This is a genomic window from Pseudomonas sp. GW821-FHT07G06, from assembly GCF_058986625.1.
The window spans coordinates 1-20,336 of sequence record NZ_JBYSVW010000005.1 but is presented as its reverse complement, the minus strand read 5'-3'; the positions used below and the strand labels follow the sequence as shown (position 1 = coordinate 20,336).

General features: G+C 60.0%; 17 protein-coding genes, 1 tRNA gene and 1 pseudogene. 11 read left to right on the top strand and 8 right to left on the bottom strand.

Annotation, left to right across the window (positions count from 1 at the left end):
- The first annotated feature begins 10 nt into the window (after positions 1–10).
- The gene (locus AC3WJW_RS11225) at positions 11–2,119 is read left to right on the top strand and encodes a mechanosensitive ion channel family protein (RefSeq protein WP_493726032.1); all 2,109 of its coding nucleotides are present in this window, start codon (positions 11–13) and stop codon (positions 2,117–2,119) included.
- On the opposite strand, the pseudogene AC3WJW_RS11220 reads toward AC3WJW_RS11225, so the two are convergent.
- Positions 2,097–2,699: pseudogene (locus tag AC3WJW_RS11220) on the bottom strand (UTRA domain-containing protein); the annotation flags it as partial. The gene AC3WJW_RS11225 and the pseudogene AC3WJW_RS11220 sit on opposite strands and share 23 nt — an antisense overlap.
- A 363-nt stretch (positions 2,700–3,062) precedes the next feature.
- On the opposite strand from AC3WJW_RS11220, the gene AC3WJW_RS11215 reads away from it, so the two are divergent.
- From AC3WJW_RS11215 to AC3WJW_RS11190, 6 genes are all read left to right on the top strand, one after another.
- On the top strand, positions 3,063–4,127 hold the full coding sequence (locus AC3WJW_RS11215) for an ABC transporter substrate-binding protein (RefSeq protein WP_007974957.1): 1,065 nt from the start codon (positions 3,063–3,065) through the stop codon (positions 4,125–4,127).
- A gap of 122 nt (positions 4,128–4,249) precedes the next feature.
- The gene (locus tag AC3WJW_RS11210; RefSeq protein WP_493726031.1) at positions 4,250–5,056 is read left to right on the top strand and encodes an alkaline phosphatase family protein; all 807 of its coding nucleotides are present in this window, start codon (positions 4,250–4,252) and stop codon (positions 5,054–5,056) included.
- Positions 5,057–5,061: 5 nt separating this feature from the next.
- Positions 5,062–5,898 (top strand): ABC transporter permease, encoded by an 837-nt coding sequence (locus AC3WJW_RS11205; RefSeq protein ID WP_165824810.1) that lies wholly within the window; start codon positions 5,062–5,064, stop codon positions 5,896–5,898.
- Positions 5,885–6,685, top strand: coding sequence for an ABC transporter permease (locus AC3WJW_RS11200; RefSeq protein ID WP_493726030.1), 801 nt, complete (start codon positions 5,885–5,887; stop codon positions 6,683–6,685). Before AC3WJW_RS11205 ends, AC3WJW_RS11200 begins: the two co-directional genes overlap by 14 nt.
- Entirely contained in the window at positions 6,682–7,671 is a 990-nt protein-coding gene (locus AC3WJW_RS11195) for an ABC transporter ATP-binding protein (protein WP_095964001.1), read from the top strand. The genes AC3WJW_RS11200 and AC3WJW_RS11195 overlap by 4 nt, the downstream gene beginning before the upstream one ends.
- A 119-nt stretch (positions 7,672–7,790) precedes the next feature.
- Positions 7,791–8,444 (top strand): HAD family hydrolase, encoded by a 654-nt coding sequence (locus AC3WJW_RS11190; protein WP_104449826.1) that lies wholly within the window; start codon positions 7,791–7,793, stop codon positions 8,442–8,444.
- Positions 8,445–8,556: 112 nt separating this feature from the next.
- Here the strand turns inward: AC3WJW_RS11190 and AC3WJW_RS11185 are convergent, their stop codons facing one another.
- Positions 8,557–9,519: a zinc-binding dehydrogenase gene (locus AC3WJW_RS11185; protein WP_007974970.1), complete on the bottom strand. Its 963-nt coding sequence runs from the start codon at positions 9,517–9,519 to the stop codon at positions 8,557–8,559.
- A gap of 138 nt (positions 9,520–9,657) precedes the next feature.
- On the opposite strand from AC3WJW_RS11185, the gene AC3WJW_RS11180 reads away from it, so the two are divergent.
- The gene (locus AC3WJW_RS11180; protein WP_493726029.1) at positions 9,658–11,739 is read left to right on the top strand and encodes a carboxy terminal-processing peptidase; all 2,082 of its coding nucleotides are present in this window, start codon (positions 9,658–9,660) and stop codon (positions 11,737–11,739) included.
- A gap of 146 nt (positions 11,740–11,885) precedes the next feature.
- Positions 11,886–13,676, top strand: a complete 1,791-nt coding sequence (locus AC3WJW_RS11175) for a bifunctional diguanylate cyclase/phosphodiesterase (protein ID WP_493726028.1) — start codon at positions 11,886–11,888, stop codon at positions 13,674–13,676.
- Between the two features lie 436 nt (positions 13,677–14,112).
- Here AC3WJW_RS11175 and AC3WJW_RS11170 read toward each other — a convergent pair whose 3' ends face one another.
- The 5 genes from AC3WJW_RS11170 to bamJ all read right to left on the bottom strand — a co-directional run bounded on the left by AC3WJW_RS11170 (position 14,113) and on the right by bamJ (position 16,809).
- Positions 14,113–14,520: an SEL1-like repeat protein gene (locus AC3WJW_RS11170; RefSeq protein ID WP_493726027.1), complete on the bottom strand. Its 408-nt coding sequence runs from the start codon at positions 14,518–14,520 to the stop codon at positions 14,113–14,115.
- Positions 14,521–14,892, bottom strand: a complete 372-nt coding sequence (locus AC3WJW_RS11165; protein ID WP_003223109.1) for a hypothetical protein — start codon at positions 14,890–14,892, stop codon at positions 14,521–14,523.
- Positions 14,889–15,230, bottom strand: coding sequence for a helix-turn-helix domain-containing protein (locus AC3WJW_RS11160; RefSeq protein WP_116582350.1), 342 nt, complete (start codon positions 15,228–15,230; stop codon positions 14,889–14,891). The genes AC3WJW_RS11165 and AC3WJW_RS11160 overlap by 4 nt, the downstream gene beginning before the upstream one ends.
- Before the next feature lie 114 nt (positions 15,231–15,344).
- Positions 15,345–15,800, bottom strand: a complete 456-nt coding sequence (locus AC3WJW_RS11155) for a YkvA family protein (protein ID WP_102699339.1) — start codon at positions 15,798–15,800, stop codon at positions 15,345–15,347.
- Positions 15,801–16,092: 292 nt separating this feature from the next.
- Positions 16,093–16,809, bottom strand: a complete 717-nt coding sequence (bamJ, locus tag AC3WJW_RS11150) for a BamJ family beta-barrel-assembly machinery protein (protein WP_102699340.1) — start codon at positions 16,807–16,809, stop codon at positions 16,093–16,095.
- Between the two features lie 267 nt (positions 16,810–17,076).
- Here bamJ and AC3WJW_RS11145 point away from each other — a divergent pair, with 267 nt between their 5' ends.
- The gene (locus tag AC3WJW_RS11145; protein ID WP_493726026.1) at positions 17,077–18,879 is read left to right on the top strand and encodes a di-heme-cytochrome C peroxidase; all 1,803 of its coding nucleotides are present in this window, start codon (positions 17,077–17,079) and stop codon (positions 18,877–18,879) included.
- A 28-nt stretch (positions 18,880–18,907) separates the two neighbouring features.
- Positions 18,908–20,044 (top strand): catalase family protein, encoded by a 1,137-nt coding sequence (locus AC3WJW_RS11140; RefSeq protein ID WP_493726025.1) that lies wholly within the window; start codon positions 18,908–18,910, stop codon positions 20,042–20,044.
- A gap of 128 nt (positions 20,045–20,172) precedes the next feature.
- Here the strand turns inward: AC3WJW_RS11140 and AC3WJW_RS11135 are convergent.
- A tRNA-Asp gene (locus AC3WJW_RS11135) sits at positions 20,173–20,249 on the bottom strand.
- Positions 20,250–20,336: the final 87 nt, after the last annotated feature.

Below are 20,336 nucleotides of genomic sequence, written 5' to 3'. Positions count from 1 at the left end.
TGTCTGCCTGATGCTGCTGCCAGTGGCTCCTGCCCAGGCGGCCGGCCTGCCGAGCTTGCTCGGCGGCCAGGCCAAGGCGCAGCCCGAAGCGCAGGAACCGCTGGGGCAGTCCCTGGACGAAGTGATCAAGTCACTGGAAAACGATCAGCAACGCTCCAAGCTGCTGGCCGATCTGAAAAGGCTGCGTGACACCACCAAACAGGCCCAGCCGACTACCGAAGAAGGTGTGCTGGGCTTGATTGGCGGAACCCTGGCCACGATCGAAAAGAAATTTTCCGGCGACGACAGTCCGCTCACACGCTGGTCCAGCGAGTTCGACCAGGCCCAGGAAGAGTTGATGGCGCTGGCGCTTCCGGCCAATGAATGGCTGCCGATGCTCTTTGCGTTCGCCATGATCCTGATGGTTTGGAGCCTGCTGGCCGCCGCGCTGATCTGGATCAGCCACCGCGTGCGCATGCGTTTCGGCCTGACTGAAGAACTGCCGCAACACCCCCGCGCCCTGGACATGTTGCGCTTTGCCTTGCGCAAGCTCGGGCCATGGCTGATCGCCCTGGTGATCACGATCTACATGAGCTATGCCCTGCCCTCGTCCCTGGGCAAAAGCCTGGCCATGGTGCTGGCCTATGCGTTGGTCGTCGGCACCTGCTTCTCGGCCATCTGCGTGATTGCCTTTTCCCTGCTCGACGGCCCACACCGCCACCGCGCCTTGTACATTCTGCGGCACCAGGCGTTTCGACCGCTGTGGCTGATCGGCAGCTTCGCCGCGTTTGGCGAAGCGCTGAGCGACCCAAAACTGGTCGACAGCCTCGGCAGCCATCTGGCCCATACGGCGGCCACGATTGCCAACGTCCTGGCAGCCTTGTCCACGGCCCGGTTCATCTTGCGTTTCCGCCGCCCGATCGCCCACCTGATCCGCAACCAGCCGCTGTCCCGACGCCTGACCCGCCGCGCCCTCAACGACACCCTGTCGATTCTCGGCACCTTCTGGTACGTGCCGGCGCTGGTGCTGGTGGCCATTTCCCTGTTCGCGACGTTCATTTCCGCCGGCGACACCAGCACGGCCCTGCGCCAGTCGCTGATCTGCACCGTGTTGCTGGTGTTGTGCATGGTCATCAACGGCCTGGTACGCCGCCACGCCCTCAAGCCCCAGCGCGGCATCCGGCGTTACGCCGTGTATTCGGAGCGACTGAAAAACTTCTTCTACACCATCCTCCACCTGTTGGTGTGGCTGGCCTTTATCGAGCTCGGTCTGCGGGTCTGGGGCATGTCGTTGATCCGCTTTACAGAAGGCGACGGCCACGAAGTCAGCGTCAAGCTGTTCAGCCTCGCTGGCACACTGCTGTTCGCCTGGTTGATCTGGATTCTCAGCGACACTGCCGTGCACCACGCACTGACCCGCTCGCGCAAAGGCCTGGCCAATGCCCGCGCGCAGACGATGATGCCGCTGATTCGCAACGTGCTGTTCGTGGCCATTTTCATCGTCGCGCTGATCGTTGCCCTGGCGAACATGGGCATGAACGTCACGCCCCTGCTGGCCGGTGCCGGTGTGATCGGTCTGGCCATCGGCTTTGGTGCGCAATCGCTGGTAGCCGACCTGATTACCGGGCTGTTCATCATCATCGAAGACTCCCTGGCCATCGACGACTACGTGGATGTCGGCGGCCACCTCGGCACGGTCGAAGGCCTGACCATCCGCACCGTGCGCCTGCGGGACATCGACGGCATCGTCCACACTATTCCGTTCAGTGAAATCAAAAGCATCAAGAACTACTCCCGGGAATTCGGCTACGCGATCTTCCGGGTCGCGGTGCCGGCCAACATGGACATCGACAACGCCATCAAACTGATGCGCGAAGTCGGCCAGAAAATGCGCACCGATCCGTTGCAGCGACGCAACATCTGGTCGCCGCTGGAGTTCCAGGGAGTGGAAAGTTTCGAGTCGGGCAACGCGATCCTGCGCGCCCGCTTCAAGACCGCGCCGATCAAGCAATGGGAAGTGTCGCGAGCGTTCAACCTGTCACTCAAGCGGCACATGGATGAAGCCGGACTGGACCTGGCGACACCGCGGATGAGCATTCAGGTCACCGCCGCCACCGGCTCCCCGGAGCAACCCTTGTAGGAGCTGCCGCATCCACCGACAACGCCGTGGGCACAATCTCGAAGCGCACCCGCCCATAGTGCAGATCGTAATGCCGCGCATACAACTCGGTGATCGACTGATTCAAATCGAAATCGAGGATTCCCGGAAAGTATTGCGGGTTCAGATAGTGCTCCACATACAGCACCAGCCGCCCGTCGATCCGCCGAGAGCGACATATCTGGATCACGCTCGACAGCGCCGGCAATTGCAGCCAGGCACAAACGGCCGCCGACGCCGGTTGCAATCGTGCCGAAATCACCTCGGTGGAAGGTACCCGCCCCTGGGCACTGACCATCGCGTGAAAGTGGCTGCGCTGCATCAGGTTGTACGCCAGGCGTGGCGGTGAGACGAACCAGCCGCGACGCTCCTCGCGATAAATCTGCCCCTGCGACTCCAACTGCAACAACGCCTCACGCAAAGTGATCCGCGTGGTGCCGAACAACTCACTGAGCTTGCGCTCGGCCGGCAATTTGCTGCCCGGAGCCAACAGGCCGTGGTCGATCTGCTCCTGAAGCACCTGGCCGATGGCTGTTACCGCTTTTGTTGCCTCGTCACGCATCAATGTTTCCTATCTGGACTAGACCAGCACCAATTCAGGGCAGAACCGCCGCGCAAACCGGCTCATTCAATAGTCTGCAAGCGTAGGCAGCGTAGATGACCAAGATGTGACAAAGCTGCCCAACGGTCGCCATTCCGCGAACTCAAAAACCTGCAATTCATCGGCCAAGTCCCTTGCCAGCCGGGGCGTTGACCATGGTCTACGCTTATCAGGCCAGTCGCGATACCGCTGAACAAAAAGTCCTCCAGGGCGACGAGCGACATCAAAGTGTCATCCAGCCCCCTTAAATTGGCTCAGGTATTGCTGACCTAGACCAACACAAACCGCAATCGCAGCGTTGAACACGACCCAAGGAGCTTCGGAATGAAAAAGCTTTTCCTGGCATCACTGTTAGGCTCGACCATCGCAATGTGCACCGCCGCCATGGCGGCCGATGATTTGAAAACCCTGGAAGCCGCTGCGAAAGCGGAAGGCGCCGTCAACAGCGTCGGCATGCCCGATGACTGGGCCAACTGGGCCGGCACCTGGAAAGACCTGAGCGACAAATACGGCCTCAAGCACATCGACACCGACATGAGCTCGGCCCAGGAGATCGCCAAGTTCGCCGCGGAAAAAGACAACGCCAGCGCCGACATCGGCGACGTCGGTGCAGCCTTCGGCCCGATCGCGGTCAAGCAGGGCGTGGTCCAGCCTTACAAGCCTTCCACCTGGGATCAGGTGCCAGCCTGGGCCAAGGACAAGGACGGCAACTGGGCATTGGCCTACACCGGCACCATCGCTTTCATCGTCAACAAGAAGTTGCTGCACGGCTCCGAAGCCCCGACCAAATGGGCTGACCTCAAGAGCGGCAAATACAAGGTGTCCATCGGTGACGTGAGCACAGCGGCCCAGGCAGCCAACGGCGTACTGGCCGCGGCACTGGCCAACGGTGGCGACGAGAAAAACCTGCAGCCTGCCCTGCTGCTGTTCGCCGACATCGCCAAGCAAGGTCGCCTGTCGATGTCCAACCCGACGATTGCCACCATGGAAAAAGGCGAAATCGAAGTCGGCGTGGTCTGGGACTTCAACGGCCTGAGCTACAAGGCCAAGATGGCCAACCCGGATGACTACGTGGTGCTGATTCCGTCCGACGGCTCGGTGATTTCCGGTTACACCACCATCATCAACAAGTACGCGAAAAACCCGAACGCCGCCAAGCTGACCCGCGAATACATCTTCAGCGACGCCGGCCAGATCAACCTGGCCAAGGGCAACGCCCGTCCGATCCGTGCCGAGCACATCACACTGCCGGCCGACGTGAAGGCCAAGCTGCTGCCTAACGAGCAGTACAAGAAAGTGACGCCGATCAAAGACGCGGATGCGTGGGAAAAGACCTCCAAGGCCCTTCCTCAGAAGTGGCAGGAAGAAGTCATTATCAATATGCAGTAATGCTGCATCCGTAGGAGCTGCCGCAGGCTGCGATCGTTTGATTGTGCTTTTTCGAGATCAAAAGATCGCAGCCTGCGGCAGCTCCTACACCGTTCAGTTTTGATTCTGGAGTCATCGCCCCTATGAAGCACAACGTCATCCTTGTGGTGCTCGACGGCCTCAACTACGAGGTCGCCCGTCACGCCATGGGGCACCTGCAGGCGTACGTCGGTGCAGGACGTGCGGCACTCTACAAACTGGAGTGCGAGTTGCCGGCCCTGTCCCGCCCGCTGTACGAATGCATCCTGACCGGCGTTGCGCCCATCGACAGCGGTATCGTCCACAACAACGTTTCGCGCCTGTCCAACCAGCGCAGCATCTATCACTACGCCACCGACGCAGGTCTTGTCACCGCGGCGGCTGCCTATCACTGGGTCAGCGAGCTGTACAACCGTTCGCCCTTCGTGGCGGCACGGGACCGTCACACCGATGACCCGCAACTGCCGATCCAGCATGGGCATTTCTACTGGAACGACCACTACCCCGATTCGCACCTGTTCGCCGACGCCGAAAGCCTGCGCCAGCGCCATGCGCCGCACTTCCTGCTGATCCACCCGATGAACATCGACGACGCCGGGCACAAGCACGGCCTCGACACCCCGCAGTACCGCAACAGCGCACGCTCGGCCGACATCATCCTGGCCGACTACCTGCAAGGCTGGCTCGATGCCGGTTATCAGGTGCTGGTCACCGCCGACCACGGCATGAACAACGACCGCTCCCACAACGGCCTGCTGCCGGAAGAACGCGAGGTGCCGTTGTTCGTTCTCGGTGACGCATTCAGCTTCGACGCCGGCGCAGCGCCGAAACAGACCGAGATCTGCGGCACCGTCTGCGAGTTGCTGGGCGCGCCCCACGACAAACCGGTCTGCCGGGAGCTGCTCAAGTGAATGCCATGACCCGCAGTAAATGGCTGGCAGCCTTATGCCTGGTCCCGTTCGCACTGTTCTTCATCGTGTTCGAGATCGCACCGCTGACCTGGGTGATGATCAACAGCCTGCAATCGGAAGAATTCGGCTGGGGCCTGGCCAACTTCAGCAAAATCTTCAGTTCGAAGTTTTACCTGCAAGCGATCCAGTACAGCCTTGAGATCAGCTTCTGGTCCAGCGTGTTCGGGATCATCATCGCGATACTGGGCGCCTACTCCCTGCGCCGGGTCGATTCGAAACTGCGCAACTTCGTCAACGCCTTCGCCAACATGACCAGCAACTTTGCCGGCGTGCCCCTGGCCTTCGCGTTCATCATTTTGCTCGGCTTCAACGGCAGCTTCACCATCATGCTCAAGCAGGCCGGGATCATTCAGGATTTCAACCTGTATTCGAAAACCGGGCTGATCATTCTCTACACCTACTTCCAGATTCCCCTCGGCGTGCTGCTGCTGTACCCGGCCTTCGATGCGCTGCGCGAAGACTGGCGTGAGTCCGCCGCGCTACTCGGCGCCGACGGTTGGCAGTACTGGCGACACATCGGATTGCCGGTGTTGACGCCGGCACTGCTGGGCACCTTCGTGATCCTGCTGGCCAACGCCCTCGGCGCCTACGCCACGGTGTACGCCCTGACCACCGGCAACTTCAACGTGCTGCCGATCCGTATCGCGGCGATGGTGTCCGGTGACATTTCCCTGGACCCGAACCTGGCCAGCGCCCTGGCCGTGGTGCTGGTGGCCTTGATGACCCTGGTGACCATTGTGCATCAGTTGCTGTTGAAGAGGAGCTACCATGTCTCGCGCTGAACTGGGGCCCGTCGGTGTCTACCACCGCGTCGTGGTTTACCTGTTGTTTGCCATCCTGCTGTTGCCGCTGGCCGGCACGCTGGTCTACTCGATCGCCAGCAGTTGGTCGGCAACCATTCTGCCCAGCGGTTTCACCCTCAAGTGGTACATCCAGCTGTGGAGCGATCCGCGCTTCCTGCATGCGTTCGGGCAATCGCTGCTGGTCTGCGTCGGTTCACTGATTCTTTCCGTGGTGCTGATCCTGCCGTTGCTGTTCGTGGTGCATTACCACTTCCCGAAACTCGATGCGCTGATGAACATCCTGATCCTGCTGCCCTTCGCCGTGCCACCGGTGGTGTCGTCGGTGGGGCTGCTGCAACTCTATGGTTCCGGACCGTTCGCCATGGTCGGTACACCCTGGATCCTGATCGGTTGCTACTTCACCGTGGCGCTGCCGTTCATGTACCGGGCGATCACCAACAACCTGCAAGCGATCAACCTGCGCGACCTGATGGACGCCGCCCAGTTGCTCGGCGCCAGCACCTGGCAAGCCGCCATCCTGGTGGTGCTGCCAAACCTGCGCAAGGGCCTGATGGTGGCGCTGCTGCTGTCGTTCTCGTTCCTGTTCGGTGAGTTCGTGTTCGCCAACATCCTCGTCGGCACCCGCTACGAAACCCTGCAGGTCTACCTCAACAACATGCGCAACAGCAGCGGTCATTTCACCAGTGCGCTGGTGATTTCCTACTTCTTCTTTGTGCTGGTTCTGACCTGGATTGCCAATATCTTGAACAGGGACAAAAGCGAATGAGCTATGTCAGCGTCCAACATCTTCAGAAAAGCTTCGCCGGCACCACGGTGTTCAGCGACATCAATTGCGAAATCCAGAAAGGTGAGTTCGTCACCCTGCTCGGCCCGTCCGGTTGCGGCAAATCCACCCTGCTGCGCTGCATCGCCGGCCTGACTTCGGTGGATGGCGGCAAAATCCTGCTCGATGGTGCCGATATCGTGCCGGTGAGCCCTCAAAAACGCGGGATCGGCATGGTGTTCCAGAGCTATGCGCTGTTCCCCAACATGACCGTGGAGCAAAACGTCGCCTTTGGTCTGCGCATGCAAAAGGTCAATGCCGATGACAGCCAGAAACGCGTCGCCGAAGTACTGAAACTGGTGGAGTTGCAGGACTTCGCCGCACGCTATCCCCATCAGCTGTCCGGTGGCCAATGCCAGCGCGTCGCCCTCGCCCGCTCACTGGTGACCCGGCCACGCCTGTTGCTGCTGGACGAACCGCTGTCGGCGCTGGATGCGCGCATTCGCAAGCACCTGCGCGAACAGATCCGTCAGATCCAGCGCGAACTGGGCCTGACCACGATTTTCGTCACACACGACCAGGAAGAAGCCCTGACCATGTCTGACCGGATTTTCCTGATGAATCAGGGAAAAATCGTACAAAGCGGCGACGCCGAAACCCTCTACACTGCGCCCGTGGATGTGTTCGCTGCCGGTTTCATCGGCAACTACAACCTGCTCGACGCCGACAGCGCCTCGAAGCTGCTGCAGCGGCCGATCAACAAGCGCATCGCCATTCGCCCGGAAGCCATCGAACTGAGCCTCAACGGTGAACTGGACGCGCAGGTGCGCAGCCACAGCCTGTTGGGCAATGTAATCCGCTACCGGGTCGAAGCCCGGGGCGTGGAACTGGTGGTGGATGTGCTGAACCGCTCGGCGGCCGACTTGCATCCCGATGGTCAGCGCCTGGCGCTTTCCATCGATCCGACGGCCCTGTGTGAGGTAGCTTGAAGGCAGCTGCAAGTTTCAAGCTGCAAGCTTCAAGTTGTAGACTGCTGACCACCTAAATCTAATTCTTGCAGCTTGCAGCTTGCAGCTTGCAGCTTGCAACTGTTCTCAGAGAGAACCCGATGGCCCTGGCAATTTTTGATCTGGACGAAACCCTGATCCACGGCGACTGCGCCACCCTTTGGAGCGAGCAGATGGGTCGCCTGGGCTGGGTCGACCCCGAGTCGTTCATGCGACAGAACAACGAGCTGATGGACGCCTACAGCCACGGCAAATTGCGCATGGAAGACTTCATGACCTTCAGCCTGGAGCCGATGATCGGCCGCACGCCACAAGAGGTCGAGCATCTGGTTGGCCCCTGGGTGGAAGACTACATCGAGCCGATCATATTCAGTGACGCCACCAAGGCCATCGCAGCGCATCGCAAGGCCGGCGACCGGATTCTGGTGATCTCGGCCTCGGGCACCCACCTGGTCGGCCCCATCGCCGAACGCCTGGGGATCGACGAGATTCTGGGCATCGAGCTGGAAGTGGCTCAGGGCGTTTACACCGGTCATACCGTGGGCACCCTGACCTACCGCGAAGGCAAGATCACCCGCTTGCTGGAGTGGCTGGATGCGGAAGAGGAAAACCTCGAAGGCGCGAGTTTCTATTCCGACTCGCGCAATGACCTGCCGCTGTTGCTGAAGGTGGATTTCCCCCACGTGGTCAACCCGGATCCGGTGTTGCGCGAGCAGGCCGAAAAGGCCGGGTGGCCCATCCACCTCTGGAAATAATCCGGCCCCCTGTGGGAGCGAGCTTGCTCGCGATGGCGGCGAGTCAGTTGCATTAATATCAACTGACACTCCGCTAATCGCGAGCAAGCTCGCTCCCACAGGTTTCTCGTTGTCAGTTCAGGCTCTCGTCAATCACCAACACCACCTTCCCCGCCACGTTATTACTCGCCAGTTCTGCAAACGCTGCTTCGGCATCCTTGATCGCAAAGGTCCTGGCAAGTTGCGCACTCAAGCGCCCCTCGGCGAACAATGGCCACACGTGCAGGCCCAGATCGCTGAACAGATCTGCCTTGAACTGATCATCCCGGCTGCGCAGGGTCGAGCCCAGCAACTGCACGCGCTTGGCCAGCACCTGGGCCAGATCCAGCTTGGCCTCGCGCCCGCCCATCAGACCGATCAACACCCAGCGACCATCCTGAGCCAGCAACTTCAAGTTCAATGCCGCGTAACTGCCACCCACCGGGTCGAGAATCACGTCGAACGGCCCCAGATCCCGCAAGCTCTCCAGATCACCGTTACGCACCACGCCGCCCTGGGCACCCAGCGCTTCGCAGTACGCCAGTCGCTCGGCAGAGCCGACGCTGACCCAGCACGGGTTACCGAAGGCCTTGCACAGCTGAATGGCCGCTGAACCAATGCCACTTGCTCCGGCGTGCAGCAAAACTTTCTGTCCCGGCTTGAGCGCAGCCAGTTGAAACAAATTCAGCCAGACTGTTGCATAAACTTCAGGCAATGCCGCCGCTTCGACCAGTGACATTCCGTCGGGAACCGGCAGCACATGCCGCCCGTCGACAACCACCTCTTCGGCCATCCCGCCCCCGGCCAGCAAGGCGCAAACCCGATCGCCCACCTGCCAGGAGGAGCCGGCGCCAACCTCGCTGATGACCCCCGAGCACTCTAGACCGAGCACCTGGCTGGCCCCTGGCGGTGGCGGATAAAGACCGGCTTTCTGCAACAAATCGGCACGATTGAGGCCCGCTGCCGCCACTCGAATACGAACTTGCCCTACATCGCATGCAGGACCGGGTTCATCAACCCATACCACTTGACCGTCAACGCCTTGCAATGCTTTCACAGTGCCTCCATAGTGAGTCTGGACTGAGCCCGAAGCTATAGCGCCGGGCTTTTTGCATTATGCGACCGGCTCCCAAAGAGCCGGCGACTTCAAAGACGGCCTAATATGCGTTATCAATTGTCCCCGCGTCGAATCAGCATGAAGCATCTGTTCCCCAGCACTGCCCTCGCCTTATTCATCGGTATCGGCTTGCTGCCGATGTCGAGCAATACATTCGCAGCCAATAGCTGGGACAAGCTTCAGCCCGATCGTGACGAAGTGATCGCCAGTCTGAACGTGGTGGAATTGCTCAAACGCCACCACTACAGCAAGCCGCCACTCGATGACGCGCGCTCGGTGATCATCTACGACAGCTACCTCAAGCTGCTGGATCCATCGCGCAGCTATTTCATGGCCAGCGACATTGCCGAATTCGACAAGTGGAAGACGCAGTTCGACGACTTCCTCAAGAGCGGCGACCTGAACGCCGGGTTCACCATCTACAAGCGCTACCTGGACCGCGTGAAGGCGCGTCTGGACTTTGCCCTTGCCGAACTGAACAAGGGCGTCGACAAGATCGACTTCACCACCAAGGAAACCTTGCTGATCGACCGCAAGGACGCCCCATGGCTCAAATCCACCGCGGAACTCGACGACCTGTGGCGCAAACGCGTCAAGGACGAGGTCCTGCGCCAGAAGATCGCCGGCAAGGATTCCAAGCAGATCCAGGAAACCCTGACCAAGCGCTACAAGAACCAGTTGGCGCGCCTGGACCAGACCCGCGCGGAAGACATCTTCCAGGCGTACATCAATACCTTCGCCATGTCCTACGACCCGCACACCAACTATCTGTCGCCGGATAACGCGGAGAACTTCGACATCAACATGAGCCTGTCCCTCGAGGGCATCGGCGCCGTGTTGCAGAGCGATAACGACCAGGTGAAAGTCGTGCGCCTGGTGCCGGCAGGTCCGGCGGACAAGACCAAGCAGGTTGCACCGGCCGACAAGATCATCGGCGTTGCCCAGGGCAACAAGGAAATGGTCGACGTGGTGGGCTGGCGCCTGGATGAAGTGGTCAAGCTGATCCGTGGTCCGAAAGGCACCGTGGTACGCCTGGAAGTGATCCCGGCCAGCAATGCGCCGAACGACCAGACCACCAAGATCGTGCCGATCACCCGTGAAGCGGTGAAGCTCGAAGACCAGGCCGTGAAGAAATCGGTCTTGAACCTGAAGCAGGACGGCAAGGACTACAAGCTCGGTGTCATCGAGATCCCGGCGTTCTATCTGGACTTCAAGGCCTTCCGTGCCGGCGACCCGGATTACAAGAGCACCACCCGCGACGTCAAGAAACTGCTGACCGAACTGCAGAAAGAGAAAGTCGACGGCGTGGTCATCGACCTGCGCAACAACGGCGGCGGCTCCTTGCAGGAAGCCACCGAGCTGACCAGCCTGTTCATCGACAAAGGCCCGACCGTACTCGTGCGTAACGCCGATGGCCGTGTTGACGTGCTGGAAGATGAAAACCCGGGCGCGTTCTACAAAGGCCCGATGGCGTTGCTGGTCAACCGCCTGTCCGCCTCGGCTTCGGAGATTTTTGCCGGCGCCATGCAGGACTACCACCGCGCACTGATCATCGGCGGCCAGACCTTCGGCAAAGGTACCGTGCAGACCATCCAGCCACTCAACCATGGCGAACTGAAACTGACCCTGGCCAAGTTCTACCGGGTTTCCGGACAGAGTACCCAGCATCAGGGCGTCTTGCCGGACATCGATTACCCGTCGATCATCGACACCAAGGAAATCGGCGAAAGCGCCCTGCCCGAAGCCATGCCGTGGGACACCATCAAGGCGGCGATCAAGCCGGCGCTGGATCCGTTCAAGCCGTACATTTCGCAGCTCAAGTCCGAGCATGACATGCGTACGGCCAAGGATGCGGAGTTCGTGTTCATCCGCGACAAGCTGGCCCTGGCGCAGAAACTGATGGCCGAAAAAACCGTCAGCCTCAATGAGGCCGAGCGTCGTGCCCAGCACGCCGACATCGAAGCCAAACAGCTGACCATGGAAAACATCCGTCGCAAGGCCAAGGGCGAAGAACCGCTCAAAGAGCTGAAGAAAGAAGACGAAGATGCCATCGCGGCCGAGGACGACAAGACCAAACCGGAAGACGATGCCTACCTGAGTGAAACCGGGCGGATTCTGCTGGACTACCTGAAACTCAACACGGCAGTGGCGAAGCACTGAATGTTAACAAACAGCTGATGGCAATTTAATGCTAACGCCCTCCAGGGCGTCATCAAACAGTCATCATTCTGTCGTGAAATACGGGACTGGCGTGCTCCTTGTCGAAAGGGACCACGCCAGTCCTTTTTTTATCGCCAGAGATCGCCATGACCACAACCGAACAGCTGAGTGCATTGAGCTCGGTCCTGACTCAAGGCGGTTTGCACAGTTTGTTCCAACCGATCATCAGCCTCTCTGAGCGGCGCATTCTCGGCTACGAAGCCCTCAGTCGCGGCCCGTCCAACAGCCCTCTGCACTCCCCTGTCGCCCTGTTCGCCGTCGCCCGTCAGGCCGGTCGTTTGAGCGAGCTGGAAATTGCCTGCCGCGAAAGCGCTTGCCGACGTTTCAATGAACAACAACTGCCCGGCCTGTTGTTCCTCAACGTATCCCCGGAATCCCTGCTCGAAGCGGCCCATCAACCGGGACGCACCCTGCAATTGCTGCAGGATTTCGGCATTCCGCCGAGTCAGGTGGTCATCGAACTCACGGAACAGACGCCGACGGATGACTTCCAGCTGTTGCAAACTGCCCTGCATCACTATCGGGCGATGGGATTTTCGATTGCGCTGGATGATCTGGGGGCGGGTTATTCAAGTTTGCGCTTGTGGTCTGAACTGCGGCCGGACTACGTGAAAATCGACCGGCATTTCATTGATGGCATTCATCAGGATGCGCTCAAGCGCGAGTTCGTCGGCTCGATCCTGCAAATCGCCAAGGCCTCGCGGGCGCAAGTCATTGCCGAAGGTATCGAGTTACCGGAAGAACTCACGGTACTGACCGAGATGGGCGTGGATCTGGTCCAGGGCTATCTGCTCTGCCGCCCCCAGGAACACGCGCCACGGGATGCCCGGGCAATGATGCCCCGCCAGGACAGCACCAGTGTTGTATTGAGCGAAGACGGCAGCGACCTCAGCGCACTGCTCAACGAGCAACCCGCCGTAAACCGGGACACCCCGACCGCCACGGTGCTCGAAGCCTTTCGCCGCCAGGCCAACCTGAACTCGCTGGCGGTCCTGGATGCACAGGGTCAGCCTTGCGGTATCGTCCATCGGCATTCGCTCTCCGATGCCCTGCTCAAGCCCTTTGCCACCGATCTGTTCGCCCGCAAACCCATCAGCCGCCTGATGAACGATGACTTCCTCGCCGTCGAGCTGAGTCAGTCGCTGCAACAAGTCAGCCGCCTGATCACAGGCCGTGCCCGCCAGCGCATCGAAGAAGATTTCATCATCACCCTCAATGGCGGCTATCTCGGGCTGGGCCGCGTGATAGACGTGCTCAAACTGATTACCGAACTGAAGATCCAGCAAGCCCGCTACGCCAACCCGCTGACGTTGCTCCCGGGCAACGTGCCGATCCAGCAATGCCTGACGCGGTTGCTGCAACAGCAACGGGAATCGGTGATCTGCTACGTGGACATCGACAGCTTCAAACCTTTCAACGACATCTACGGCTATGGCCGCGGCGACGAAGTCCTGCTGTGCCTGGCGCAATGCCTGAACGACCGCATCGACCCGTCCCGCGACTTCGTCGGCCACATCGGCGGTGATGATTTCCTGCTGGTGCTCGGCCCGGAAGACTGGCGCAAACGTTTGAACCAGTTGCTCGACGACTTCCAGAGCCAATGCCGACGCTTCTACCGCAGCGAGCACCTGGAGGCCGGCTGCTTCATCGCACCGAATCGCCAGGGCGTGCGGCAGGAGTTTGCGCTGTTGTCGCTGTCGATCGGCGTGGTGCATCTTCATCCACAGGCCTGTGGACAACTCGATGCGAGCCAGCTGGCGGAAATGGCGTCACAAGCCAAGCACCATGCGAAGAATGTGCAGGGCTATAGCGTGCATGTGATTGATAGCCTGGTTGTGCAGGAACGAGAAGGTGCTTGCCTGATGGGGCAACGGTGATTGACAGGACGCTTTCGCGAGCAGGCTCGCTCCCACAGAAGAGCAAAAGCAGATCTGCGTAAACAAGCGCTCTTCACCACTCAACAGGCCGAGCGTTAGCTCGCCTGCAGCTCTTGATCTACCCGCCCCCTCGGCAGGCTGAGCGGAGGTGTTCATCCGGGGATGGGCGCGCAGCGCCGTTCGACGCAGTCGAACTCATTGCATGTAGGTCGAAGCGAAGCCGACCGGAGGGCAATGCCCCCGGATGAATACCGCAGCGAAGGTACCCCGAGCCTCAGCGAGGGGCCGTACGTAAGGGGCGAGACTTTTTGGTTCCTTTTGTGTCGTTTGACAAAAGGGACTCGCCGTAAGGGCGAAACCATAAGCCGCCGTTACCGAAGAAACGGATATGTACACAGTCAACAAAAGACAGACCGCCTTGCAGACAGGCCCAGGGTTATAGGCCAGACTCGCGAGACGCCAACTCTTGCAACTTGATCGACGCCAACGGATGCCCGGCCTTCGCCGCAATCTCCCAAAACCGCGCCGCCTCAAGCGGATCCGGAGCCTTGCTCGCCGTCCCGGCCAAACAGATCACGCCCACTTGATACGCCGCCTTGCCATCGCCCGCCAACGCCGCCAAGCGCAACAAACGCACGCCCTCCTCACGAGCACCGAGGCCGACACCGCGAAACGTCAGGATGTGCCCATAGAAGCTCTGGGCGCCGACGTCGCCCAGGTTGGCCATGCGTGCAAACTGGCCTTCGAGCCAGCGCCAGCCCTGCGGCTGGCGAACAAACCACGACCAGTGAAACAACCGACGCGCGAGCCAGTACCCGGCTCGCGCCTTGAGTTGCAAAAACATTCAGGCCTCGGCCGATTCCGGGTATTCGTACTCGAACACCCGCACCACTTCCGAAGCGTGCCAGGACGCGGCGGCAACGCCGTCCGACGGCCCGGAAAACCGCCCGAGACGTTCGACACACTCAAAGAATCCGGTGCGCGGCAAACGGCTGGCGCCCTGGCTGATCACCAGCGAACTGCGCAAGGGCTGCTCCGCCTTGGCGTCCAGAGCCGCCAGATGCTCAAGGGCTGCCGTCAGGGTCTGCATGGCCGGAGTCGGCAGCTGCAAACGCTCCAGCAATGCCCGATACGTCAACAGATGGCGCTGGCGTCGCGCCTGATCCAGTTCGCCCAGCAATCCGTCCCAGTGTTGACGACTGATGCGTACACTCACGATTCATCCCTCCACCCTGGCACCGTCAATTCCCAAGCCAGGCTGCGACGAATCGCGGCGTCGGGCAGACGCTCGCCACTTTCGATCATGGCCAGGTAAGACGGGCTGATGCCTACCGTGCGGGCCAGCGCCTCGATGGCGATGCCCTTCCCCTCGCGCAAACTGCGTAGTTGATCCAGACCCGGAAGAATCGCGTCTGGTGTCGCCGCCTGAGACTTCGTGGCTTGAGGCGACGCTTGCTCCTTGATGCCCGCTGCTTTCAATAACGCCTGATATTGAGCCCATGGCAGAACCGCATACTCGGGCTCGCCTTCGCGTGTAATTATCTGAATATCCATCACTACCCCGTAGGACAACAACACTTAGCGAGTCGGCACTTTTCCCTAGAAGTGTAATCCTAACAGCGGCCAAGGTCGCGGGGGGCATCAATCTATGAACTCGTCGAAATCGACTCAGCGTTTTTTCGGGCCTTGCAGTTGAAGTTGCTCGGGGGTATCGGGCAGGCGCTCAACCACCGCGAGCTTCTCCGGGACCTGCCGTTTGCGCCAGGCGCGGAAGGCATTGAGCTCGTCGTCGAGTACTTTCATCAACCACGCCAGGACTGCGATGTCATCGAACATGCCGAACAGCGGAATGAAATCCGGGATCGCATCCACCGGGCTGAGGAAATACATCAGGCCCGCGACAACCGAAAGCAGCGCCTTGGGGCTGATGGCTCGATACTCGCCACGCCAGTAGGCCAGGCAGAGTGCCTGCAACAGCTTCAGGTCGTCCTTGATCTTGCCCAGTCGATTGCCCTGGCTTGCGCCTTTACTGGCGACCGCGAACAACAGGGTCGGCAATCGACCGCGTGCCAGCAGACGTCCGGCCAGTGGCAGGAAACGAGCGAAATTCCAGGGTGCTTTCATCATTCCTCCCGTTGAAATGTTATCCACACAAATTGTGGATAACCTTGTGAACAGAGCTGCTTTTCATCGCTGCAAGCCCCGTCTTACAAGGCCTGCGTTCAGATCGGGCGTTTTTTACTCATCAAAAAAAACCCATAATTTCATTGACTTGGCGGCCTTGTGCGTCTACCGCCTACACTACTATGCCTAAGACTCCGGCCTAGAGCGTCTGTTCGTTTTGTTTACCCCTGCCGAACGCCAGATGCAACAACGCCCCGCATGAGCGAGGCGTTGTTGTCGAAGCAGGCGCTGGTTACTTGGCAGCGGCGTCTTCTTTTGCCGGGTCCTTGATGGCCAGCAGTTCCAGGTCGAATACCAGCACCGAGTTGGCTGGAATCGCCGGGCTCGGGCTTTGAGCGCCGTAAGCCAGGTCAGCAGGGATGTACAGCTTGTACTTCTCGCCAACGTGCATCAGTTGCAGGCCTTCGACCCAACCCGGGATCACACCGCTGACCGGCAGATCGATCGGGCTGCCGCGCTCGACGGAGCTGTCGAATACGGTGCCGTTGGTCAGCTTGCCGGTGTAGTGAACGGTCACTACATCAGTCGGCTTTGGCTGAGGGCCATCGGCTTTCTGCACGACTTCGTACTGCAAGCCCGAAGCGGTGGTCGTCACGCCGGCTTTCTTGCCGTTTTCCTCGAGGAATTTCTTGCCGGCAGCGGCCGACTCTTCGCTCATCTTGGCCATGCGTTCTTCGGCACGTTTTTGCAGTGCGGCGAACGCTTCAACCAGTTCTTCGTCCTTGAGCTTCTGCTCTTTCTTGCCGACGGCGTCTTCGATGCCCTGGGCTACAGCTTTGGAATCCAGGTCATCCATGCCTTCCTGAGCCAGGCTCTTGCCCATGTTCAGGCCAATGCCATAGGAAGCTTTTTGCGCCGGAGTTTTCAGCTCTACGCTGGTCTGCGAATCACAACCCGCGAGTACCAGGCCAACCAGGGCCACCGCCGCCGCCAACCGATGCTGTTTCATGCTATTTCCTTGTTCATGCGCCTAAAGGGCAATCGAGTAAAGCCGCGAGCTTATCAGGCCGCCACGACCAATGGCTACCGGCATGAGAGCCGGAAACAATTGATAAGTTCAGGTGTTTAAACGCTTTTCACAATTCGGATGATGAAGCTTCTTTCATCTTGTTCCGACAGAGGCTGATTCCTGAACCTGCAATCTGGCGTAATGGCCTCTTGCCGCACCTTGGGCACTCGGGCATAACAGCATGATAATTCGACAAGGATGTTTATCTTGCGCCTCTTCCTACGCTTGCTGGTTCTCATCGCAGTCCTGCTCGGGCTGGCCCTGGCCGTGATTCTTTATTACGTCGCCAACCCGAAACTGCCGGCCTGGTCACCTGCTCAACAGGTGCATTACCTGGAGCAATGGAGCGCCGTCGACCGAGAGGCTTATTACTTTACCCCCCAGGGCACCCAGGTCAAAGGCTTGCGCTATGACTGGTTCACCGCCCTCGAACTGCCCTTCTCGCAGCAACGCTTTGCTACCCCTGAGTACCTCGCGCGCTTCGGCTTTCTGGTAGACCCCGGCCAGAAACCGTCACCGAACAACCCCGGTAACCTCCCCGCTGGCTTTACCCGGCATCAGAATGCCGGCAGCCCGGATGTGTTTCTGGACATCACCTGTGCGGCCTGCCACACCGGCGAACTGCGATTCAAGGGGCAAGCCGTGCGTATCGACGGCGGTTCGGCGCAGCATGTCCTGCCGTCCAGCGTTCCTACGCTCAAAGGGGGCAGCTTCGGACAAGCGCTGGTCGCCAGCCTGGTCTCGACCTACTACAACCCGTGGAAATTCGAACGTTTCGCACGCAACGTACTGGGCCAGGACTACGAGACGCGACACAAACAACTGCGCAAAGAATTCAAGACTTCACTCGATACATTCCTCAAAGTGGCCTGGAACGATACCCATCGCGGGCTCTATCCAACCGAGGAAGGCCCGGGCCGCACCGATGCCTTCGGGCGCATTGCCAACGCCAGCTTCGGTGACGCAATTTCCCCCGACAACTACCGCGTGGCCAATGCTCCGGTCGATTATCCGCAGTTGTGGGACATGTGGACGTTCGAATGGGTGCAGTGGAACGGCTCGGCGAAACAACCGATGGCCCGCAACATCGGCGAGGCGTTGGGCGTTGGTGCCACGCTGAGCTTCTTCGACCAGAACGGCCAGCCACTGATGGGCGATGCCCGCTATCCCTCCAGTGTCCGTGTGCGCGACCTGCACCTGATCGAAGAAACCCTGCAACGACTCTCGCCGCCGGCCTGGCCGGAAGACCTGCTGGGTGCGATCGACAAGCCGCTGGCCGCCAAGGGGCGCACCCTGTTCGCGGAAAACTGCGCGGGCTGTCATGTACCGCGAACCACCCAGGGCGAGGGACGATACGTTCAGCACTTGAAAATGCTCCCGGTGGATGTCATCGGTACAGACCCGGGCGCGGCCAACAACATCGCCGACCATCGCTTCGACCTGACGGCGCTGCAATGGAAGCAGGTAGAACTGGAAAAACTTGATGTAGAGCCAAAACCCGACGAACCACTGGACCTGAGCAAGATGTCCGTGGCCACGGGGCTGGCCTATGTCACTGCATTTGTCCGCGACCGCGCCTATCAGGACGCCAATGTCACCCCCGCCGAGCGCCCGGAAATGGACGGCTTCGGCCTGCCAATCGGTGTGCGCGAACTACGTTCGTACAAGGCCCGGCCGTTGGCGGGTGTATGGGCGACAGCGCCGTTTCTGCACAACGGTTCGGTACCGAGCATTTATCAATTGCTGTCGCCTCAGGATGAGCGTGCAACCACGTTCTACAAAGGCACTTTCGAATATGACCCGGGACACCTGGGTTACCGCACCGAAGCCTTTACCAATGGTTTTCTGTTCGACACGCGAATCACCGGAAACCACAACAGTGGTCATGAATTCCGTGCCGGCAAACTCGGCAATGGCGTGATCGGCCGCTGGCTGCAGCCGCAGGAGCGTTGGGCACTGCTGGAATATCTGAAAGTGCTGGGCGGCCCGCTGGAAGCGCAATTGCCATGACCACAGCCTCAGCCAAAAGGACGCTCTCATGCTGATTACACTCTGGCTGCGCCTGGGCGCCTTCCTCGGCAAGCTGGTGCTGTGGCTGCTGGTTCTCGGCGTGCTTGGCTGGGCACTGGCCACCGCCTGGTTTGCCTGGCAGCAGCGCGGACCGGTCTCGGCGCAGGAGTCGATTGCGGACGATGAAGCCGCGATGACCCGGGAGATCATCCAGACCGCCGTGCGCATCGTCGATCAGCACCGTGAAAGCACCCGCTACCTGCGCGATGCCCACGCCAAGGCCCACGGCTGCGTCAAAGCCGAAGTCCAGGTGTTGCCGGAACTGACCAGCGAATTGCGCCAGGGCGTGTTCAGCGAGCCGGGCAAAACCTGGCAAGCGACGATGCGCCTGTCCAATGGCAATGCCTACCCGCAGTTCGACAGCATCCGCGATGCCCGGGGCATGGCGATCAAGCTGTTCGATGTTGCGGGCAAACAACTATTGAGCGATCAGCCGGGGCGAAGCGAACAGGACTTTGTGATGTTCAGCCATCCGAACTTCTTTGTAAGTAACGTGGCCGAATACCGTCAGAACGTCGCTGCCCAGGCCGAGGGTAAAAAGATGATGGCGTTCTTTCCGGGGTGGGATCCGCGTTCGTGGCAGGTTCGCCACCTGTTCATTGCCCTGGCGACATTGTCCCCTGCGCCATCGAGCCCAACCCGGACGACGTACTTTTCGGTTTCACCCTACAAATTCGGTGAGGCCAATGCGAAGTTCCGGGTCATGCCCGATCCGGGCAGTTGCCCGGCCTACAACCTGCCGGAGCAAAACCGCAAGTTGCCGAACTTCCTGCGCAATGCGCTGAATCAACAGTTGTCGACCGACCGGGTACCCGCGTGTTTCGTCTTGCAAATCCAGCGACAGGACGCCAACAAGTACATGCCGATTGAAGACACCAGCATTGAATGGCGCGAAAGCGATGCGCCCTTCGAGACGGTGGCGCAGATCAGGGTGCCGGCGCAGGACTTCGATACACCGGCACTGAACCTGCAATGCGACAACCAGTCATTCAATCCCTGGTTCGGTATCGAGGCACACCGCCCCATCGGCGGCATCAATCGCCTGCGCAAGGCCGTCTATGAAGCTGTCAGCGACTACCGGCACAGCCGCAACGCCGAGCAATAACCGGGCAGACACAAAAAAAGCGATCCCGGGATCGCTTTGAGGACTGGACAAATGCCAGACAGCAAAAAGCCCGCACAAGGCGGGCTTTCTGTGGTGACCTGGCGTTCAGTGTTCCAGGTTACCGAATATGGCGCAGCGGACGGGACTCGAACCCGCGACCCCCGGCGTGACAGGCCGGTATTCTAACCGACTGAACTACCGCTGCGCGAAACGCTTGAAACGAATGGTGGGTGATGACGGGATCGAACCGCCGACATTCTGCTTGTAAGGCAGACGCTCTCCCAGCTGAGCT

Coding starts and splice junctions, on each gene's coding strand:
- AC3WJW_RS11225 (WP_493726032.1), top strand. CDS start 11: ATGCTGCTGCCAGTGGCTCCTGCCCAGGCGGCCGGCCTGCCGAGCTTG.
- AC3WJW_RS11215 (WP_007974957.1), top strand. CDS start 3,063: ATGAAAAAGCTTTTCCTGGCATCACTGTTAGGCTCGACCATCGCAATG.
- AC3WJW_RS11210 (WP_493726031.1), top strand. CDS start 4,250: ATGAAGCACAACGTCATCCTTGTGGTGCTCGACGGCCTCAACTACGAG.
- AC3WJW_RS11205 (WP_165824810.1), top strand. CDS start 5,062: ATGACCCGCAGTAAATGGCTGGCAGCCTTATGCCTGGTCCCGTTCGCA.
- AC3WJW_RS11200 (WP_493726030.1), top strand. CDS start 5,885: ATGTCTCGCGCTGAACTGGGGCCCGTCGGTGTCTACCACCGCGTCGTG.
- AC3WJW_RS11195 (WP_095964001.1), top strand. CDS start 6,682: ATGAGCTATGTCAGCGTCCAACATCTTCAGAAAAGCTTCGCCGGCACC.
- AC3WJW_RS11190 (WP_104449826.1), top strand. CDS start 7,791: ATGGCCCTGGCAATTTTTGATCTGGACGAAACCCTGATCCACGGCGAC.
- AC3WJW_RS11180 (WP_493726029.1), top strand. CDS start 9,658: ATGAAGCATCTGTTCCCCAGCACTGCCCTCGCCTTATTCATCGGTATC.
- AC3WJW_RS11175 (WP_493726028.1), top strand. CDS start 11,886: ATGACCACAACCGAACAGCTGAGTGCATTGAGCTCGGTCCTGACTCAA.
- AC3WJW_RS11170 (WP_493726027.1), bottom strand. CDS start 14,520: ATGTTTTTGCAACTCAAGGCGCGAGCCGGGTACTGGCTCGCGCGTCGG.
- AC3WJW_RS11160 (WP_116582350.1), bottom strand. CDS start 15,230: ATGGATATTCAGATAATTACACGCGAAGGCGAGCCCGAGTATGCGGTT.
- AC3WJW_RS11155 (WP_102699339.1), bottom strand. CDS start 15,800: ATGAAAGCACCCTGGAATTTCGCTCGTTTCCTGCCACTGGCCGGACGT.
- bamJ (WP_102699340.1), bottom strand. CDS start 16,809: ATGAAACAGCATCGGTTGGCGGCGGCGGTGGCCCTGGTTGGCCTGGTA.
- AC3WJW_RS11140 (WP_493726025.1), top strand. CDS start 18,908: ATGCTGATTACACTCTGGCTGCGCCTGGGCGCCTTCCTCGGCAAGCTG.